Here is a 17964-nt window from a genome sequence, read left to right as displayed (position 1 = left end):
CCCGAGCCGGATTCACCCACCACGCCCAGGGTCTCGCCCTTGTTGATGTGGAAGGTCACCCCGTCCACACTCTTGACCACCCCGTCGTCGGTGTTGAAATACGTCTTCAGGCCGTTCACGGCCAGCAAAGTTTCATTGTGATGGGTCATAGTCCCTTCTCCTGTTGCCGCGCAAAGACGGCCGCGCCGATCAGGCCCGCGTCGGCACCGAGCCTGGCGGCTTGAAGCTCCGGTGCCCCACCTGCGCCCATCCCGGTGCCCAGCACCTGGCCCACCACGTTAGCCGTGAAGGCCCGCAGGCCCACGCTGCCGCCCAGGCAGATGGTGTGGAGGCCCAGCAGGCAGTGGGCGTCCCACAGTCGGTCGGCCAGCGCCGTGAGGGGGAGGCGCAGGGCCGCCTGGGCCGGGAGATGGCCCGCCTCCGCCGCGTCCATCAAGGCCGCGACGTTCGGATACCCGGTCGCGTGGGCCACCGCCCGAAGGCCGCTGCCGGACGAACCGTCTTCCAGCGGCGCACCGTTCAGGCCACGGGCAAAGCCCAGCCCGATGTCCCGTCCGCCGGGCGGGTCGTTCAGGTGGCCGCCCAGGACCACGCCGCTGCCGATTCCCGTGGAGACCGTGACGAACATGAAATTTCCGGACGCGGGCGCACCCCGGGCGTGCCATTCCCCCAGCGTCGCGGCCCGCGCGTCGTTGATGACCGTGACGGGAGCCTCCAGGGTCTGGCTCAGCGTGGCCTGCAAGCGAATGTTGAGCCAGCCGGGCATGGTGGCCGTGTTGATGGCCGACACACCGCCGCCGTGAACGCGTCCAGTGCAGGCGACGGCCACCGTCTCCGGCTGAGGCTGCACCTCGGAGATCAGCTGGCCCAGCCGCTGAAGCAGCCGCTCGGGGCCGTCGTGGGCCTGGGTGGGCATCTCCCGCCGCGAGTGCAGAGACAGCCCCTCCACCACGGCCACCCGCGTCGTGGTGCCGCCGATGTCCACCGCGAGGACCGGGGCCGCCCGTTCAGGCATGGACGGCTTTTGCGAACCAGCCTGTGATCACGTCTGGGCGCGTGATGGCGCTGCCCACCACCACAAAACTCGCCCCCAGACCCATGGCCTGCGCCGCGTCCGCCGGACTGTTCAAGCGGCCCTCGGCGGCGAAGGACAGGCCCGCGTCGCTTAGCTCCCGCATCAGTTCCCAGTCCGCCCCGGCCAGCTGGCGGCTGTAGGGGGTGTAACCGCTCAGGGTGGTGCTGACGATGTCCGCGCCGTGGTCCAGGGCGGCCCGCGCCTCGTCCAGCGTGCTGATGTCGCCCATGACCAGCCCGCCTGCCGCGTGGACGGCGGCGAACATCTCCGTCAGGGGTTCGGGGCGGGGGCGCGAGGTGGCGTCGAAGGCCACGATCTGCGCGCCCAGTTGCACCAGTTTCACGCCCTCGGCGGCGGTGGGGGTGATGTAGACCTCGGTGTCGTCGCGGTCCGTCTTGGTCAGGCCGATGATCGGCAGCCCCGTCACCGCCCGCACCGCCGCCACGTCCTCGAAGCCCTGAATCCGCAGGCCCACCGCGCCGCCCCGCTCGGCGGCCAGCGCCAGTTGCCCGATGATGTACGGGTCGCGCAGCGGCGAGTCGGGGTTGGCCTGACACGAGACGATCAGGCCGCCCCTCAGTGCGTCCAGCACCGCCAGGTCAGGCATGAACGAGCAGCTCCTCGGCCTCCAGAATGGCCCGCACGCGCTCCATTTCCTGATCGTTCAGCGGCAGGTTGGGGCGGTTCATGTGGTGGTGCGTGATCAGGTTCAGCAGGCGCATGGCGGCCTTGAAGCCGCCCACGCCCGACGCCCCGGCGCTGGTGCGCGGCGTGCCCTGCAAGGCCACCGCGAACAGCCGGATCAGGCGTTCCTGAACCTGACGGGCCGCGCGCCAGTCCTCGCGCTGGGCGGCGTCGTACAGGGCCACGTAGGCCGCCGGGTCCACGTTGCCCAGTCCCGGCACGCAGCCGTGTGCGCCCACCATCAACGCCGTGTCCACCATCAGCTCCGAGCCGGTGAACAGGCGGAACTCGGGGTCATCCGCGCACTCGCGGGCCAGCAGGCGGAAGTTGGTGTCGTCGCCGCTGCTGTCCTTGAGGCCCACGATCAACCCTTCTTCGCGCATCCGGCGCAGGGTGGGGCGCTCCAGCTTGATGCCCACGCAGACTGGAATGTCGTAGGCCATGATCGGTAGGCCGACGGCCTCGTGCACCGCGCGGAAATGTTCGACGATCTCGGCCTGGCTGGTGCGGGCGTAGAACGGCGCAGTGACCACCAGGCCGTCCACCCCGGCCTCGCGGGCGTCGCGGGCGTGGGCGATCACGCGGTCGGTGGTGGGATCGATCACGCCCGCCAGCAGCGGCACGCGCCCGGCCACCTCGTCCACCGCGATGCGCAACACCTCGCGGCGCTGCGGGGCGTCCATAAAGACCACCTCGCTGGTGGAGCCGAGCAGGAACAGGCCATGCACGCCGCCGTCCAGCAGGTGCTTGATCACGCGGCGCAGGGACGCCTCGTCCACCTGGAAGTCGGGGGTCAGCGGGGTGACGACGGGGGGAATGATGCCGTGCAGGTTGGCGGGAAAGTCAGCTGTGGTCATGGGAAACCTCGGGAGGAGAGTGGGGCGAAGGGTGGAGGACTGGTCAGAGGAGTTGGCGTTCGGCGAGTTGCCCTCTCCCCTATCGGACTGGTGCAGCTCCGATGGAGAGAATGCGGCCCCGCCCTACTGCTTGGCCTTGGGGTCCAGCGCGTCGCGCAGGCCGTCGCCCAGGAAGTTGGTCGCCAGCACGGTCAGGATGATCAGCAACCCCGCCGGCATCCACTGCCAGACGTACGCTTCCAGAATGTTGATCTCGCGGGCGCTGCTCAGCAGGTTGCCCCAGCTGGCCTGCGGGGGCTGCACGCCCAGGCCCAGGAAGCTCAGGCCCGCTTCGGTCAGGATGGCGCTGGCGACGCCCAGGCTGACGAACACCACCAGCACGTCCACTACGTTGGGCAGCGCGTGCTTGAGCAGAATGCGGCGGTCATTGGCCCCCAGCGCGGTGGCCGCCGAGATGAAGTCCAGCTCGCGCACCGAGAGCAGCTTGGCGCGCACCAGCCGCGCGGCCAGCGGCCAGCCCAGCAGCCCGATGATGATGATGGTCTTGTCGATGCCGGGGCCGACGATGGCCGCCAGCGTCAGCAGCACCACGATGCTGGGAAAGGTCATCACCACGTCCACGAAGCGCATGATCAGGTTGTCCACCCAGCCGCCGAAATACCCGGCCAGCGCGCCCAGCGTGGTGCCCACCACCACCGAGATCAGGGTGCTGAACAACCCCACCATCAGCGAGACGCGCCCGGCGGACAGCGTGCGGGCGAAGATGTCGCGCCCGGTGGGATCGGTGCCCAGCCAGTGCGCCCCACCGGGCGGCTGGTTGCGGTTGAGCAGGTCAATCTCGTCGGGGCCGAAGCGGGCGATCAGCGGGCCGAAGACCACCAGCAGCACGATGGCGCTCAGCAGAATCAGGCCGACGACGGCCAGCCGGTGGCGCAGAAAACGCTTGAGGGCCATGCTGCCCGGCGTCTTGACGCTGACCTTCTCGGGCTTGACAGGAGCGGTGGCGGTCATGGGTTCATCCTCCCCATCTTGAAAATCATGGTCATGAGTAGCGAATCCGGGGGTCGATCAGCCCGTACATCAGGTCGGTGATCAGGTTGGCCAGCAGGATGATGATCGCCAGGATCAGCGTCGTGCCCATGATCATCGGGTAATCGCGCGAGTCGATGGCGTCCAGGTACAGCTGCCCGGTGCCGGGCCACGAGAAGATGCTCTCCAGGAACACCGCGCCGCCGATCAGGTTGGCGACGTTGGCCCCGATCACGGTGACCACCGGAATCAGCGCGTTGCGCAGCACGTGCTTGCTGATCACGCGGTACGACGGGACGCCCTTGGCCGAGGCGGTGCGCACGAAGTCCTGAAACAGCACTTCCAGAATGCTGGAGCGGGTGTAGCGCATCAGAATGGCGATGTACGTGACCGACAGGATCATGGCCGGGAGAATCAGGTGCCGCAGGATGTCCAGCGCCCCGCCGTCCCCCGGCGTTTGATAGCCCCCGGCGGGAAACCAGCCCAGTTTGAGGGCGAAGACGTACATGCCCAGCAAGCCGGCCAGAAAGGCAGGGGTGGAGATGCCCAGAAACGCCAGGAAGGTCAGCGTGTTGTCCAGCAGCGTGTAGCGCTTGACCGCCGCGACGATGCCGAAAAAGATGCCCAGCGTCACCCCCACGGTCATGCCCAGGCCCATCAGCAGCGTGGGCGGCAGGCGGCGGCCCAGCTCCTCGATCACCGGCTGGCCGTTCTTGATGCGGTAGCCCAGATCGCCCTGCGCGGCGCGGCCCAGCCACTTGAAGTACTGCACCGGCTTGGACTGGTCCAGGCCCAGATCCACCTTCAGAATCTGGCGCTGCTCGGCGCTCAGCACCTGATCGGGGGGAATGTAGGCGTCCAGCGGATCGCCAGGGGTAAATTGCAGCAGCGTGAAGACCACGGCGCTGATCACCAGCAGCAGCGGAATGCTGATCAGCAGGCGGCGGAGGGTATACAGGCCCATACGGTCAACTCCTTACAGTGGTGCACAAGGACGCCGGGACAGCAGAAAAAACGCCACGGACAAGTCAACCCCTGTCCGCGGCGCTCCTGCGCGTCTTACTTGGTGTCCCAGAGGTAGGCCTTGTCGTCGTAGCGGCCCCCGGCGGGCGCGGGCGTCCAGATGAAGTTGCTCAGCTTGGTGCTGACGCCGCCGAAGCGCTTGGCGCTCCACAGCACGTCCCAGGGCAGCTGCTTGTTCACCAGCGCGCACATGTCCTGATACGCCTTGGTGCGCGTGGACGCCGAGGTGGTTTCCTGACCCTGCTCGAACAGCTTGTTCAGCGCGGGAATGCTGACTTTCATGCGGTTGGTGCCGTTGGGCGGGATGAAGTCCGAGTGCATGCTGGGGTACAGCGTGTCGGGATCGGGGCCGTTGCCGATGCCCGCGTAGACCATCGTGAAGTCGCTCCCGCCCGTGATCTGGTTGTAGGTGGGCACGTCCACGAAGCGCGGCGCGATCTTGAAACCCACCTGTCCCAGCATCTGCTGCAGGGTCACCAGCACGTCTTTGCTCAGCTGATCGGAGTAGTACGTGATGACTTCCACCGACTTGCCGCTGTCCCAGCCGGCCGCCTTCAGCAGTTGCCGGGCCTGATCCTGGTTGTAGGCGTAGGCGTTGATGCCCTTGGGCACGTACTTGCTGTTGGTCACCGGGCAGTTGGCGATTTCCGCGCCGCCGCCGTACAGCTGCTTGACGATGGTGTCGCGGTCGATCGCCTGCAAGATGGCCTGCCGGATCCGCACGTCTTTGAGCAGCGGCGAGGCGTTGTTGAAGCCCAGGTAGTTGGCCACCTGCGAGGAGCCCTCGAGAATCTTGACGGCGCTGCCGTTAAAGGTCTTGGTGTCGTCCAGCGTCAGGTACGAGAAGTCGATGTCGCCGCTCTTGAGGGCCACCACCGCCGCCGCCTGCTCCTTGAAGTAGCGGTTCACCAGCCGGTCCACCTTGGGCTTGCCCCGGAAGTAGTCGGCGTTGGCCACCAGTTCCACGTACTGATCGGGAACCAGCTTGTTCCACTTGAACGGTCCGGTGCCGACCGGGCTGGTGCGCCACCACGCCGAGTTGCGCAGGTCCTTGGCCGCAATCTTGCCCAGCGCGTGCTGCGGCAGGATCATGAAGTTGGTCATGGCGTCGAGCAGCGCGGCGTTGGGCTTGCTCAGCGTGAGCACCACCGTGCGGGCGTTGGGCGTCTGAATCCTGGTGATGTTGCCGAACTTGGCCGCAAAGCCGCTGCCGGAATCCGGGTTGTTGGCCAGGTCCAGGCTGAACTTGACGTCGGCGGAGGTAAAGGGCTTGCCGTCGTGCCACTTGACGCCGTCGCGCAGGACGAAGGTGTACTTCTTGCCGCCGTCGGCCACCGTCCAGGACGAGGCCAGGTCACCGCTGATCTTCTTGAAGGCCGGATCGTACAGCACCAGCGTCGAGAAGTACTTGTTGAGCCAGGTGAAGCCCGCCGTGTTGGTCAGGGGGTTGAACTGCCCGGGTGCGCCGCCGGGGCCCTGGTCGAAGGCTCCGGTGATCACCTTGTCGGCGGAGGCGCTGCCCAGGGTGCAGAGGGCGAAGGTGAGGGCGAGCAAAGAACGTTTCATCATGATGATCTCCTGTCAGAGTCGGGGCGAAGGGACGGCAGACGGATGGGCGTTACTTGTGGACCGGTTGGCGTGGTTGGGGGGGGTCTGGGGTCTGGGCGTCGGGAGAGTTCTGAGGATCAAGGCGTTCCTTGATCTGCCGGAAGTGGCCGTGCATGGCCTGCGTGAGCTGCTCTGCTTCTCCAGCCCGCAGCGCCTCGACGATGGCGACGTGGTCCTGCGCGGTCTGTTCCAGGTTCCAGTGGGTCACGCCCGTGCTGCCGTGCAGTCGGCGGAACACCTCCCAGAACAGCTCGACCAGCCGGTTGAGAAAGGGATTGTTCAGCGGGCGGTACAGCGTCAGGTGAAACGCGCGGTCCTCGTCCTCGAAGGTCTGACCGTCGCAGGCTTTTTGAACCATCTGCCGGGCCAGGGCGTCCAACTCTCCGATCTGTTCGGGGCAGACCTGACTGGCGACCATGCCCACCAGCCCCTCTTCCAGCGCGGTGCGGACCTGAAGCAGATCGCGCAGGGACTGGCCGTCGCTGGCAAACGAGTACGGCAGATTCTCAAAAATGCTGTCGAAGGTAAACGCCTTGACGTAGATGCCCTCGCCCTGACGCGCCTCCAGAATCCCCACCGCTTCCAGGGTCTTGACGCCCTCGCGCAGCGACAGGCGGCTCATGCCCATGTCTTTGGCCAGCTGACCTTCAGACGGCAGAGGATCACCCGGTTGCAGGTGGTGGTCCTCGATGTACTGCTTGATGGCCGTCTGGGCCTGTCGGTATGCGGGAATGCGGGCAGCCATGAAACCTCCTGTGGGCGATGCCAGGCCAGTCCAGTGCAGGAGTGAATCTGACATCAGATATCTGATAGGTAGGCTGAGCTTACGTGAAGGGGGAGGAGTTGTCAACCGCACAGAAGTTCAGAGGACGCAGAACGGCGCACTTGACAGCTGACGCTCATCCCAAGTACAGTCCATCTCACCGCAAGTCAGATATCAGATATCTAAGGACCGGCCCGCTCTGGTGTCCGTGTCCGCCGTCTCTCCCCCCTTTGGAGGCCCCATGAAGACCGTGACCCTACTTGCCGCACTGCTGATCACCACCGCCGCCGCACAGACCCAGACCTACCCTGACCTGCCCACCGGCATCAAGAACGGCGTCGGCGGCTTGATCGGCAATACCATCTACGCTGGACTGGGCACGGCGGGCCAGAAGTTCTACGCCCTGAACCTGTCGGACGCCGCCAAGGGCTGGACCGAAGTGGCCGCCTTCCCCAGCGCGGCCCGCGATCAGGCGTCCGCCGCCGTGGTGAACGGCAAGCTGTACGTGTTCGGCGGCCTGGGCAAGCCCACGCCGGAAGCCACGACCTCGGTCTTTAACCAGGTGCACGCCTACGATCCGGCCAGCAACACCTGGCAGGAACTCAAGACCCGCGCGCCCATGGAGATCGGCGGCGGCACGGCGGTGGCCCAGGGTGACCGCATCCTGCTGTTCGGCGGCGTCAACCGCAACATCTTCAACGGGTACTTCAGCGACATCGCCGCCGCCGGGACCGACAAGGCCGCCAGCGACGCCGTGGCCCTGGCGTACTTCAGCGGACGCCCCCAGGACTACTTCTTCGGCAAGGAAGTCCAGAGCTACACCCCGGCCACCAACACCTGGCAGTCGCTGGGCACCGCGCCCTTCACGGGCCGCGCCGGGGCCGCCATCAGCCTTCAGGGCGACGTCCTGACCGTGGTCAGCGGCGAGATCAAGCCCGGTCTGCGCACGGCTCAGGCGGGCCGCGCCACGGTGAAGGACGGCGGCGTGACCTGGAGCGAGGTGCCCAACCTGCCCAGCGGGGCAAACGGCGCAGTGCAAGAAGGCGTGGCGGGGGCCTACACCGGTTCCAGCATGGGCGCTGTGCTGGTGGCCGGCGGGGCCAACTTTCCCGGCAGCACCGCCAAGTTTAATAGCGGCGTGCAGTACGCCCACCAGGGCCTGACCAAGACCTGGCAGAGCGACATCTACGCGCTGCGCGACGGCAAGTGGAGCGTGGTGGGCCAGTTGCCCCAGGCCCAGGCTTCGGGCATCAGCATCCAGCGCGGCGACGAGGTCATTCTGGTCGGCGGCGAGGTGCAGGGCGGCGACGCCAGCCCCAAGGTCATGTCCATCACCCTGAAGGGCGACACCGTGGAGATCAAGGACTGAGCAAAAGACTGTGGAGGGGGGCCAACTGTGGCGACGGTTGGCCCTTTTCATGGGCTGATGCGGGACTGAAACGAGTTGCCGGCATGTAGGGTTGGCCGGGTGGCCCCCTCACCCTTCCGGCGCTACACGCCTCCCTCTGCTTCGCAGCTTCACGGGTCACCCACCAGGGGCGAGGGGAAAAAGCGCAGGCTCAGTCTAGGTTCGGGTCAGCGAGATCTCGCGCTCCTGGCGGGCGGACTCCTCGGCGGCAAAAACAGCGTCCATCACTGAACCGGCGAACTCGGGCGTGACCCTGGGCCGCTCACCCCGCTCGGCCCAGTCACGCAGCTCCAGCCATTCCTGCGCCAAGGCAGTGAGTGTGAGGTGGTCCGGGAGGTTCAGCGGCACAGCAGTCCAACCGTCGTTCTGGCCACGCTCCAGGCTGTCGGGCGTGATCCGCAGGCTGCCCCCCTCGCACAGAAGGGTGGTGGCGTTGATCGGCCCGCCCTGGGCGTAACCGAAGCTGCCCACCATGCCCGCGCCGCCGCCCTGGAACCGCAGGAAGATGCTGGACAGATCGTCGGCCTGCTGCTCGTGGAGGTGGGTGCCGATGGCCGCGCTGACCGCTTGCACGGGCCGGTCCATCAGCCACATCAACCGGTCCAGCGCGTGGATGCCGGCGGTCAGCAGCATCCCGCCGCCGCGCTTACGGTCCAGGTGCCAGTCGCGGCGGTTGGCCTCCATCCAGCGTTTCTGGAACACGCTCTGTCCGCTCAGGGGGCGGCCCAGCTCGCCACTGTCGATGATCTGTTTGGCCCGGCTGAAGCCGGGGAAGTAATGGCTGGTGAAGCCGACGAGACACGGCACCCCAGCGTTCCGCGCGGCGTCCAGCACGGCGTGGGTCTCCGTAGAGTTCGTGGCGACGGGTTTTTCCAGCAGCACTGGTTTGCCGCTGGCAAGAGCTTCCAGGGCCAGCGGGGCGTGGTACTCGTGCGGCGCGGTGATCAGCACAGCGTCGACATCCGGGGCAGCCAGGAGGGCTCGGGCATCAGCATGGACGCGTCCACCGTGCTGGGCCACAAAGGCGGCGGCCGTGTCCAGCGATCTGCTGTTGACTCCCGTGACCGCAAACCCCTCCAGGGTGGCGAGGGCCTGCGCGTGCTGATCGGCCCACCAGCCCGCGCCGAGAATGCCCACCCTCATGCGTCCGCCCAGGTGGCGGCGGCGTAGCAGGCGTCGATCACGCGCATGGCCGCCAGGTGATCGTCCAGGGAATGGGGAGCCGGGCCGCCCGTCTGGATGGCCTGCACGGTGGCGGCCGCGAACAGCTCGTAGCGGCGGGCCAGGGGCACAACGGGCTGCACCCGGGTCTGACCAGCGCGGCGGTCAAAGACGGTCAGCGCCTGCCCGTCGTCGCGCACGCTTAGATCCCGGCGGTGCCCGCTCAACTCAAAGTCGCTGGCGTCGTCCACGGCCACGGTATACCCCACCTCAATGTGTCCGATCACGCCTCCAGCCGACAGGGTGACGGCGGCATACTCCTCGGTCTCCATCCCGAACAGCCGGCGGCTCAGGACGCAGGACTGCACCTGAACTTCTCCAGTCGTGGCCTTCAGGAAAGCGCCAATCCCGTGAATGCCCAGATTTCGCAAGGCGCCGCCGCCTGCCACGTCCGGGTGCGTCACCCAGGGCACGCCCCAGGCCGCGTACCGCTCCGGCGAGCCGTTGACCAGCCGGAAACGCAGGTGAGAGAGTGGCCCTCCCGCTTCGGGCGTGCAGACGTCCCAGAACCCTCCGAGCAGATGCGGCTGCGCCACGGTCACGAAGGCCCCCTGTTGCCGGGCCAGCGCGGCCAGAGGCTCCAGTTCGGCGGCATGGCGGCCCACCGGCTTCTCGACTGCCACCGCCACGCCAGCTTCGATACACCCCTCGACTTCACGCAGCATGTCCTGCGGCGTTCCCAGAACAACCACCAGCTCGGGGCGGCTCCTCAGCATCACCTCCAGGTTGGTTTGTGCCGCATCAGAACCGTTCCAGAAAGGCTGACCAATGGCCTCAAAGGCCTGCAGGTACATGGAACGGTGCCAGTGGCCGTGATCGAGGAGGGCAATCTGCATAGGCTAGGTTATCAGATATCTGATGTTTTGTTGCTGACGATCATGATTTCAGATCGCTTTCCTCGCTGGAAAATCTCGCCCCCAGCGCGTTCCGGGCCAGGATTGCACCGACCTTTCGCCCGTCGGAGGCTCCTTCCTGACCCGGACAGGTTTTCAGGATCGGCCCACTCGCAGCCGTCCAACTTTTGGGGCCAGCCCAGTCATGGGAATTGGCTCGGGCTGGCGCAGATCACACTCTCCCCGGTCATTCTCTACACTGTCCCCATGCGTTTTCTGACCTACCGCGATCTGGACTCGGGCCGTGTCAAGAAGCAGCTCAGGAAAGTGCAGGAGGCCATCGAACGCGACGACTTCAAGACCCCGGATGTCAAGAAACTGGCCCAGGGCCACTACTACCGCGCCCGGCTGGACGACACCAACCGCCTGCTGCTGACCTTCGTGAAGCACGGGCCGGAAACGGCGTGTCTGGCCCTGGAAGTGATCCATCAGCACGCCTACGAGAAATCGCGGTTTCTGCGTGGGGCGCGAATTGACGAGGCCAAACTGCCCGATCTGTCGCCGGATGAGGCGCAGGCCGAGGCTCAGCCGCTGCGCTACCTGCATCCAACCCGCAGCGAATTTCACTTGCTGGACAAGGTGATTTCCTTCGATGACACCCAGGACGAGGTCTACCGCACCCCGGCCCCGGTGATCCTGGTGGGGTCGGCGGGCAGCGGCAAGACCGCCCTGACGCTGCAGAAACTGCGCGAGCTGCCGGGGCAGGTGCTGTACGTGACCCTCTCGCCGTATCTGGCCCAGAGCGCGGCGGGCCTGTACGCCGCCCACGGCTTTGAAAACGAGGCCCAGGACGTGCAGTTCCTGTCGTTCCGCGAGTATCTGGACACCATCCGGGTGCCGCCGGGGCGCGAGGTCACCTTCGAGGATTTCCGGGGCTGGTTTTCGCGGCAGCCGGGTTTGAAATTCACCGACGCCCACCAGCTGTTCGAGGAGTTTCGTGGCGTCCTGAGCAGTTCCCCCGAAGGCCCGCTGGCGCGCGAGGCGTACCTGAATCTGGGGGTGCGGCAATCCATCTACGACGCCGAACACCGCCCGCAGGTGTACGAGCTGTTCGGCAAGTACCTCAGCTGGCTCACGGACAGCCGGCTGTACGACTCCAGCATCGTGGCCTCGGGCTATCTCAAGTCGGCCACGCCGGACTACGACTTCGTGGTGGTGGATGAGGTACAGGATCTGACGGCGGCGCAACTGGCGCTGATCCTGGCCTCGCTGAAGGTGCCGGGACAGTTCCTGCTGTGCGGCGACAGCAACCAGATCGTGCATCCCAATTTCTTCTCGTGGGCGGCGGTCAAGACGCTGCTGTGGAAAGACCCGGCCCTGGCCGAGCGACAGGCCATCAACGTGCTGCGCGCCAATTTCCGCAACGCCTCGCAGGTGACGCGGGTGGCGAACGCCCTGCTCAAGATCAAGCACGCCCGCTTCGGCAGCGTGGACCGGGAAAGCAACTTTCTGGTGCACGCGGTGGCCGACGATCCGGGCAGCGTGACCTTTTTGCCCGACGACGCGCGCGTGAAACGGCATCTGGACGAGCAGACGCGCGGCAGCACCGATTACGCGGTGCTGGTGCTGCGCGACGAGGACAAGGGCGAGGCCCGCAGGTCCTTTGGGACGCCACTGGTGTTCAGCGTGCAGGAGGCCAAGGGGCTGGAATACCCCAACATCATCCTGAGCAATTTCATCAGCTCTCAGCGGGCCACCTACCGCGAGATCGTGGAGGGTGTGACCGCCGAAGACCTTCAGAAAGACGATCTGAAATACAGCCGCGCCAGGGACAAGTCAGACAAGTCGCTGGAAATTTACAAGTTCTACGTCAATGCGCTGTACGTGGCTGTCACCCGCGCTGTGAACCGCGTGATTCTGGTAGAAAGCGACACCCGTCATCCGTTGCTGGGGCTGCTGGGCGTGACGCTGGGCAACGAGGCCGAGCAACTGCGGGTCAGGCAGGCCAGCCGCGACGACTGGGAGCGCGAGGCCCGCAAGCTGGAATTGCAGGGCAAGAAGGAGCAGGCCGGGGACATCCGCCGCCGCATCCTCATGCAGCGGGACGTGCCCTGGGAGGTCTGGACTCCCGATGCCCTGCGCCGCATGGAGGCCGAGGTTCGCGCCAGGCCAGGCGATCCCAAGCTGGCCCGCAACCTGCTGGATTACGCGCTGCTCAACCGCACCGGGGCTTTGCTGGAGGAGATGAGGGATCTCAAGATCAAGCCCGCGCAGTCGTACCTCCGGAACAACGAAAAAGACCGCCAGATTCAGCGTCAGGCCGTGCTGGACAAGCACCGCAAGGCTTTTGCGGATCCCAACCTGCGAGCCGTCCTGGGTGACGCCGATAAATACGGCGTGGACTACCGCACCCCCGAGAACCTGACCCCACTGATGCTGGCGGTGCTGGCGGGCAACCTGCCCCTGATCGACGCCTTGCTGGAGCGCGGCGCAGATGTGACCCAGACCGATCTGTTCGGGCGCACGCCGCACATGCTGGCGCTGGAAACAGCCATGCAGGACGTGGAGTACGCGCGAACCCGTCTGGGGCCAGTGTACGAACGGGTGCGGCCCGGCGCGCTGGACGTGCTGGTGGGGGACCGGCTGGTGCGCCTGGGCCACGAGGGCGCGGAGTTTTACTTCCTGAGCGTAATGCTCGCGCAGTGGCCCGGCTACACTTCCGAACTGCATCACCCGGAACTGACGCCCAGCGATCTGTACCGGCGAGGCGAGGCTTTTTACGTGGACGCCCTGCAAACCAATCTGGAATTCTTTCCATTCTCCGTACTGCGCGAGGCCCGCCGCAAGCGCTCGTACTTCAATCACGTCATGGCGCGGGCCGAGGTAGACAGCAATTACATCCCCGCCCGCAAGCTGTGGCAGCGCGTGCAGAAGGGCTTTTACGTGCTGAACCCGGCGTTGAAGGTGCGTGTGAAACTGGCCGCCAACTCGGAGGGCGAGTGGGTGGAGGTGGCGCTGCTCTCGGACCCGGTGGCGCGGGCGTGGCTGCAGCTTCAAGAAAGGGCGGGAGTCCCGTGACTTCAGTCGTGGGAGGGATAGCGCTGCCGCCCGCAGGACGGCCTTGCTTTTTGTCAGGCATCTGTTGCTTTGACTGTTCACAACATTGTGCATTATCTTCCTCTTTGTGAAGATCACGCTCACCGCCAAGCTCAAGTTGCGGCACAGCCCGGAGCAGAAAATCGCTCTGGACGCCGTCACGCTGGCCTACCGGGACGCGCTGAACTACACGTCTGGCATTGCTTTTGCCAACAACAAGCTCTCGGCAGGCATGCGGCTTCAGACGCTGGTCTATGAAGACCTGCGCGCGAAGTTCGGCTTGCCGTCTCAGATGGCCTGCAACGCCCCGCGTCAGGTGGCCACGTCGTACAAAGTCCAATGGACCAAGCTGCGTCAAGATCACGCTGATCTGGCCAGTGGTCGCATCCGATGCTTAGCGCATGAAACCAACGACGAACAAGTGCAACAAAAGCAAGGTCGGCCCTGGCGGGCCGACACGGGACTTATACGGATTCCGTTTATTCCGTGTAGAAATCGGGAGAGCGCCGATTCCTCCACTCCACGTCCGGAACCCGTTTTTCTCCTGCTCGCTTCGCTCGGATTTCCAGGTGTTTTCAACACCTTTCAATCGGAATCCGTATTATACGGACTCCGATTAATTCGTACAGAGAGGCCACCAGTGGAACAGGGTATGTTGCGTGATGAGATCGGGTTGGGTTTCCAGCCAGGCACACCGTTCACCGAGTGCTTCCTGGAGTTCAGCAAGTGATTCAAAACATCGGTTGGCCAGTGGCTCATCCGTCAAGTTCCAGGCGCGCTCCACCGGCTGCAATTCTGGCGAATAGGGTGGCAGGGTCACCGTCTCCAGGCCAGGGGGATGTCCCTCCAGTGGAGGGACATGAAACCCCGCACCATCTTCAACGAGCACAATGTGATGATCTGGCCCTGCCCCGAGACTGGCCGCGAATGCGGCCACGACGAGTTGGTAGGCGCGTTTGGTGACCTCTGGCACCAGCCAGAACTGGCTGGCGCCACTTTCAGGACAGACGAAGGCATACAGATACAGCCATTCATAGCGTGGCTCGACGGGCCGGGTGGCGGGGTGGCCCGTGGGTGTCCAGACGGGCCGCGTGATGGGTTGGAGGCCAATGCGATGTTCATCCATGGCCCATAACGAGACGTGTGCATACGCTGGTGTAATCCGGCCAGCGGCGGGTCACCCGCAGCTTCCGTGCTGGGGGCAGCCCAAGCCGAATACTGAGGGATGGACTTTTCCTTCCTCCCCGACTCGTGGCAGCTGCTGGAATCCGTTCAGGACGGCGAACATCTGATCCTGCGGGTGCAGGATCAATCCTCCCACCGCCCCTGTCCCCACTGTCAGCACCTGAGTGCCCATATTCACAGCCATTACGTTCGTCGGCCGCAGGATCTCGCCCTCGGACAACGCCCCGTGACGTTGTTCGTTCACACGCGTCGCTTCCGCTGCCTGAATCCGGCCTGTGGCTGTGTGACCTTCGCGGAGCGCTGGCCCGACTGGCTTGAACCGCATGCCCAGCGCACCTGTCGACTGGCCCAGCGTCAGAGCCAGATTGCTCTGCAAGTTGGCGGAGAAGGTGGCCACCGACTGCTTCAGATCCTGGGGGAAGTCACGAGCGCCGATACCCTGCTGCGACTGCTTCGTCGTCTTCCCCTGCCCTCATTCACCACGCCCAGAGTCCTGGGCGTCGATGACTTCTGCTTTCGCCGCCGGAAGACGTATGGCACGATCCTGATTGACCTGGAGCGCCACAGGGTAGTGGACCTGCTGCCAGACCGTGAAATAGCCACACTGACACAGTGGCTCCAGAACCATCCCGGCGTCGAGGTGATCAGCCGGGACCGCTCGGGAGACTACGCGCGTGGGGCCGCGTCCGGCGCACCGGACGCTCAGCAGATCGCGGACCGTTTCCATCTGTTCGGAAACATCCGCGAGGCCGTGTAGGCCTGGTTGCGACACCACCGGGATCAGCTGCGTGAATCTCCTGATTCCATGCCAACGTCGTTGGTCCCCCTGCCCGAGAGGCCGCTGGCCTTGCCAGCGGCCCAGCCGCGTCGCACGACAACCCGGGGACGGTTACGGATCGTCGTGGCCCGGCGGGCAGAACGGGCTCAGCGATATGAACAGGTGGCCAGGCTGTTCGCCGCAGGACACACCTTCAGTGCGATTGCCCGACAGGTGGGACTGGCCCGGAGTACGGTGACTGAGTGGCTGAGGCGTGAAGGCTTTCCGATACGGCAGACGCCGCCCAGCAGCCTGACCCGGCACGCAACGTTGATCCGGGCAAGCATGGCGCAGCGGGAATGGACGGTGACCCAGATCTACGACACGCTGGTTCAGCAGGGCTATGAGGGTGCATTCAGCGGTGTGTCAGCGTACGTGACGTGGCTGCGCGAAGGCCACGAACCACCAGCGACAGCGGATCAACCGGGCCTGACCCCCGTGCGGGAAAAGCGGCTCGGGGTCCGCGAGGTGTCCTGGCTGTTCACCCTGGACCCAGACCGTTTGACCCCGGAGATGACCAGGAGGCTGCGCCTCCTGGTGGACCGCTGGCCACAGGGTCAGGCGACGTATGCCTTGATCCAGCAACTCACGTCGCTGCTTCGGCAGGCCCCCACGTCAGGCTCGGCCCTGCTGGCGAGCTGGATCCAGGCGGCGCTGGACAGCGGCATGATGGAAATCCAACGACTGGGGCGCAGTTTTAAGAAGGATTTCGCAGCGATCTGCGGCGCGATTGAATCCCCATGGAGCAATGGACAGACGGAAGGCCAGGTTCATCGGCTGAAGCTGATCAAACGGCAGATGTATGGCCGGGCGAATCTCGATCTGCTGAAGTGTCGAGTTCTGCTGGCTTGACATCCCCAGCACGGAAGCTGCGGGTGACCCGGCGGGTGCCGGATTAGCCAGCATATGCAGACGTGAGGGTGGAGCCGCTCCGCTGCGCGAAGCCGCTCCACTAGGATTTTGATTTGAACGCTTCCTGGTCGGCCTCGTTGCCCCCGACATGTCGGGGGCGTGGACGCTGGGGCGAGAACCCGGCCAGTCGCATGAACTCATAGGTGCGGCCCAGGTACACCGTTTTGCCAAAGTGCTCCCGAATCCAGTCCTGAACCATTTTGCCGCTCCAGACGATGCCCTGGTCAAAATCCCCGCGCAGACGGGCGGCGAACTGTTGCTGCTCCGCCTCGGTCAAGACCGTGGGCGCGCCTAGATTGTCGGCGCGGCCATCCCCCAGACCGTCCAACCCCAGGGTGTGATACCGATGCAGGACTTTGCGCGCACCCGAGACGGAATATTGAGTCAACGCCAGAAGTTCAGTCTCACTCTTGCCTTCGGCAAGAAGCGCGAAAAACTGTGCTCTGCGCCGTTCAACAGCGCAGGTGCTGGCCCGGAAGATGCCCCAGAAGTCGGCAGCGGAGTGCTGAAGTTCAACGGAAGAATGAAAGGATTTGATCCTTGAATTCTACACTTTTTAATCGGAGTCCGTATTACTCACGACTGAAGTCACAAGTTTGCGCCCCGCGCTAATCAATCCGCCAAAAAGAAGGGAGCCTTTGCGGGCTCCCTTCTCCAGTTTGAGAGGTTGGTTCAATTACCAGCGATCGTCGCGGCGAGGGCGGTCGCTAAACCCAGTGGCAGGTCCAGCCTTCGTGACCACGATGTTCTTGGCCTGGGGGCCCTTGCCGCGCTGTCCTTCTTCGACTTCGAATTCCACTTCGTCGCCTTCGTTCAGCTTCTTGAAGCCGCTGCTCTGGATCGCGCTGAAGTGCGCGAACACGTCCGGGCTGCCGGGTGTTTCGATGAAGCCAAAGCCTTTCTCTGCGTTAAACCATTTCACTGTACCTACGGGCATGTTCGACTCCTTGAATTCCAAATACGAAAAGGCCCCGAGCGGATAATTTGGAGCACCTCGGGGTCAATCCGAAATAAAGAACACTCGTGACGAGTATAGCGCACATCGTGGTTGCACTCAGTGTGAGGGTCTCCCCTCGGTCGGTCTCCCAGGACCTGACCCTTCGCTGGAAATGACGTACTGGACGCAGTCAAGCGGCACGAAGGGCGATCCCTCAGTCTGTGACTAAATGCTTCACGCAAGCCCCTGGCTTTAGACATGGGGTCAGTGAAGCCGAGTCGCGGAGCGACTCGCTTGCTTTTTTATCGTTGCTCACGGCATAATCGCTCCATGGAATTTCATTGGGAGGAGAATCGGCAAGTGCATGCCGTTGTCTTTTTCTGGTGTCATTCCTCTGTACCGGACATCTTAGCTTCAAGCCGCTCCTGATGCGTGAAACGGCGTGCTCAGTAGCCTGACCAACTCAGGTAACTCGGGCAGGTTCCACCGCAGCGCATGGCACAGCTGTTCCGCGCC

18 protein-coding genes and 2 pseudogenes are annotated in these 17964 nt (G+C 64.8%); 7 read left to right on the top strand and 13 right to left on the bottom strand.

Annotated features, from left to right (window positions below):
- The 8 genes and pseudogenes from dppD to FHR04_RS19860 form a co-directional block, all read right to left on the bottom strand.
- A pseudogene (gene dppD / locus FHR04_RS21530) lies at positions 1-149 on the bottom strand (dipeptide ABC transporter ATP-binding protein DppD); the annotation flags it as partial.
- Positions 146-1015: an ROK family protein gene (locus tag FHR04_RS19890; RefSeq protein WP_139404927.1), complete on the bottom strand. Its 870-nt coding sequence runs from the start codon at positions 1013-1015 to the stop codon at positions 146-148. The gene FHR04_RS19890 and the pseudogene dppD, both read right to left, overlap by 4 nt.
- Complete coding sequence (locus FHR04_RS19885) at positions 1008-1682, bottom strand: N-acetylmannosamine-6-phosphate 2-epimerase (RefSeq protein ID WP_139404926.1); 675 nt, start codon at positions 1680-1682, stop codon at positions 1008-1010. The genes FHR04_RS19890 and FHR04_RS19885 overlap by 8 nt, the downstream gene beginning before the upstream one ends.
- Positions 1675-2616, bottom strand: a complete 942-nt coding sequence (locus tag FHR04_RS19880) for a dihydrodipicolinate synthase family protein (protein WP_139404925.1) — start codon at positions 2614-2616, stop codon at positions 1675-1677. The genes FHR04_RS19885 and FHR04_RS19880 overlap by 8 nt, the downstream gene beginning before the upstream one ends.
- Positions 2617-2739: 123 nt before the next feature.
- Positions 2740-3627, bottom strand: a complete 888-nt coding sequence (gene opp4C / locus FHR04_RS19875; RefSeq protein ID WP_139404924.1) for an oligopeptide ABC transporter permease — start codon at positions 3625-3627, stop codon at positions 2740-2742.
- A 31-nt stretch (positions 3628-3658) separates the two neighbouring features.
- Positions 3659-4609, bottom strand: a complete 951-nt coding sequence (locus FHR04_RS19870) for an ABC transporter permease (RefSeq protein ID WP_139404923.1) — start codon at positions 4607-4609, stop codon at positions 3659-3661.
- A 95-nt stretch (positions 4610-4704) separates the two neighbouring features.
- Positions 4705-6237, bottom strand: a complete 1533-nt coding sequence (locus FHR04_RS19865) for an ABC transporter substrate-binding protein (protein ID WP_139404922.1) — start codon at positions 6235-6237, stop codon at positions 4705-4707.
- Positions 6238-6286: 49 nt separating this feature from the next.
- Positions 6287-7021 carry a FadR/GntR family transcriptional regulator gene (locus FHR04_RS19860; RefSeq protein WP_139404921.1) on the bottom strand — a complete coding sequence of 245 codons (735 nt, stop codon included), beginning with the start codon at positions 7019-7021 and terminating at the stop codon, positions 6287-6289.
- A 259-nt stretch (positions 7022-7280) separates the two neighbouring features.
- Here FHR04_RS19860 and FHR04_RS19855 point away from each other — a divergent pair, with 259 nt between their 5' ends.
- Positions 7281-8408, top strand: a complete 1128-nt coding sequence (locus tag FHR04_RS19855; protein ID WP_139404920.1) for an N-acetylneuraminate epimerase — start codon at positions 7281-7283, stop codon at positions 8406-8408.
- Between the two features lie 195 nt (positions 8409-8603).
- Here the strand turns inward: FHR04_RS19855 and FHR04_RS19850 are convergent, their stop codons facing one another.
- On the bottom strand, positions 8604-9590 hold the full coding sequence (locus FHR04_RS19850) for a Gfo/Idh/MocA family protein (protein ID WP_139404919.1): 987 nt from the start codon (positions 9588-9590) through the stop codon (positions 8604-8606).
- On the bottom strand, positions 9587-10504 hold the full coding sequence (locus tag FHR04_RS19845; RefSeq protein WP_139404918.1) for a Gfo/Idh/MocA family protein: 918 nt from the start codon (positions 10502-10504) through the stop codon (positions 9587-9589). Before FHR04_RS19845 ends, FHR04_RS19850 begins: the two co-directional genes overlap by 4 nt.
- 264 nt (positions 10505-10768) lie before the next feature.
- Here FHR04_RS19845 and FHR04_RS19840 point away from each other — a divergent pair, with 264 nt between their 5' ends.
- Positions 10769-13579, top strand: a complete 2811-nt coding sequence (locus FHR04_RS19840; protein ID WP_139404917.1) for a hypothetical protein — start codon at positions 10769-10771, stop codon at positions 13577-13579.
- Positions 13580-13685: 106 nt separating this feature from the next.
- A complete protein-coding gene (locus FHR04_RS19835; RefSeq protein ID WP_139404916.1) occupies positions 13686-14327 on the top strand; it encodes a hypothetical protein in 642 nt (213 codons plus the stop codon).
- On the opposite strand, the gene FHR04_RS21750 is transcribed toward FHR04_RS19835, so the two are convergent.
- The gene (locus FHR04_RS21750; protein WP_139404915.1) at positions 14214-14723 is read right to left on the bottom strand and encodes an IS630 family transposase; all 510 of its coding nucleotides are present in this window, start codon (positions 14721-14723) and stop codon (positions 14214-14216) included. The two genes, FHR04_RS19835 and FHR04_RS21750, sit on opposite strands and share 114 nt — an antisense overlap.
- Positions 14724-14822: 99 nt before the next feature.
- On the opposite strand from FHR04_RS21750, the gene FHR04_RS19825 reads away from it, so the two are divergent.
- The 3 genes and pseudogenes from FHR04_RS19825 to FHR04_RS19820 all read left to right on the top strand — a co-directional run bounded on the left by FHR04_RS19825 (position 14823) and on the right by FHR04_RS19820 (position 16451).
- On the top strand, positions 14823-15539 hold the full coding sequence (locus FHR04_RS19825) for an ISL3 family transposase (protein WP_139404914.1): 717 nt from the start codon (positions 14823-14825) through the stop codon (positions 15537-15539).
- Between the two features lie 48 nt (positions 15540-15587).
- Positions 15588-15803: pseudogene (locus FHR04_RS21745) on the top strand (helix-turn-helix domain-containing protein); the annotation flags it as partial.
- An 81-nt stretch (positions 15804-15884) separates the two neighbouring features.
- Positions 15885-16451, top strand: coding sequence for a transposase (locus FHR04_RS19820; RefSeq protein ID WP_417323663.1), 567 nt, complete (start codon positions 15885-15887; stop codon positions 16449-16451).
- Between the two features lie 100 nt (positions 16452-16551).
- Here FHR04_RS19820 and FHR04_RS19815 read toward each other — a convergent pair whose 3' ends face one another.
- Positions 16552-16899, bottom strand: a complete 348-nt coding sequence (locus tag FHR04_RS19815; RefSeq protein ID WP_139404912.1) for a winged helix-turn-helix domain-containing protein — start codon at positions 16897-16899, stop codon at positions 16552-16554.
- On the opposite strand from FHR04_RS19815, the gene FHR04_RS21120 reads away from it, so the two are divergent.
- A complete protein-coding gene (locus FHR04_RS21120; protein ID WP_170214048.1) occupies positions 16891-17055 on the top strand; it encodes a hypothetical protein in 165 nt (54 codons plus the stop codon). The genes FHR04_RS19815 and FHR04_RS21120 overlap by 9 nt on opposite strands.
- Before the next feature lie 132 nt (positions 17056-17187).
- Here FHR04_RS21120 and FHR04_RS19810 read toward each other — a convergent pair whose 3' ends face one another.
- Positions 17188-17448, bottom strand: a complete 261-nt coding sequence (locus tag FHR04_RS19810) for a cold-shock protein (RefSeq protein WP_139404911.1) — start codon at positions 17446-17448, stop codon at positions 17188-17190.
- Between the last annotated feature and the right edge of the window lie 516 nt (positions 17449-17964).

This window comes from Deinococcus radiopugnans ATCC 19172, from assembly GCF_006335125.1.
Lineage (GTDB): Bacteria > Deinococcota > Deinococci > Deinococcales > Deinococcaceae > Deinococcus > Deinococcus radiopugnans.
Note: the sequence above shows the minus strand (reverse complement) of the source record. Positions and strands in the feature narration are given on the sequence as shown.

Excerpts from the sequence above, each read along its gene's own strand:
- FHR04_RS19890 (WP_139404927.1), bottom strand. The coding sequence starts at position 1,015 with ATGCCTGAACGGGCGGCCCCGGTCCTCGCGGTGGACATCGGCGGCACC.
- FHR04_RS19885 (WP_139404926.1), bottom strand. The coding sequence starts at position 1,682 with ATGCCTGACCTGGCGGTGCTGGACGCACTGAGGGGCGGCCTGATCGTC.
- FHR04_RS19880 (WP_139404925.1), bottom strand. The coding sequence starts at position 2,616 with ATGACCACAGCTGACTTTCCCGCCAACCTGCACGGCATCATTCCCCCC.
- opp4C (WP_139404924.1), bottom strand. The coding sequence starts at position 3,627 with ATGACCGCCACCGCTCCTGTCAAGCCCGAGAAGGTCAGCGTCAAGACG.
- FHR04_RS19870 (WP_139404923.1), bottom strand. The coding sequence starts at position 4,609 with ATGGGCCTGTATACCCTCCGCCGCCTGCTGATCAGCATTCCGCTGCTG.
- FHR04_RS19865 (WP_139404922.1), bottom strand. The coding sequence starts at position 6,237 with ATGATGAAACGTTCTTTGCTCGCCCTCACCTTCGCCCTCTGCACCCTG.
- FHR04_RS19860 (WP_139404921.1), bottom strand. The coding sequence starts at position 7,021 with ATGGCTGCCCGCATTCCCGCATACCGACAGGCCCAGACGGCCATCAAG.
- FHR04_RS19855 (WP_139404920.1), top strand. The coding sequence starts at position 7,281 with ATGAAGACCGTGACCCTACTTGCCGCACTGCTGATCACCACCGCCGCC.
- FHR04_RS19850 (WP_139404919.1), bottom strand. The coding sequence starts at position 9,590 with ATGAGGGTGGGCATTCTCGGCGCGGGCTGGTGGGCCGATCAGCACGCG.
- FHR04_RS19845 (WP_139404918.1), bottom strand. The coding sequence starts at position 10,504 with ATGCAGATTGCCCTCCTCGATCACGGCCACTGGCACCGTTCCATGTAC.
- FHR04_RS19840 (WP_139404917.1), top strand. The coding sequence starts at position 10,769 with ATGCGTTTTCTGACCTACCGCGATCTGGACTCGGGCCGTGTCAAGAAG.
- FHR04_RS21750 (WP_139404915.1), bottom strand. The coding sequence starts at position 14,723 with ATGGATGAACATCGCATTGGCCTCCAACCCATCACGCGGCCCGTCTGG.
- FHR04_RS19825 (WP_139404914.1), top strand. The coding sequence starts at position 14,823 with ATGGACTTTTCCTTCCTCCCCGACTCGTGGCAGCTGCTGGAATCCGTT.
- FHR04_RS19820 (WP_417323663.1), top strand. The coding sequence starts at position 15,885 with ATGGCGCAGCGGGAATGGACGGTGACCCAGATCTACGACACGCTGGTT.
- FHR04_RS19810 (WP_139404911.1), bottom strand. The coding sequence starts at position 17,448 with ATGCCCGTAGGTACAGTGAAATGGTTTAACGCAGAGAAAGGCTTTGGC.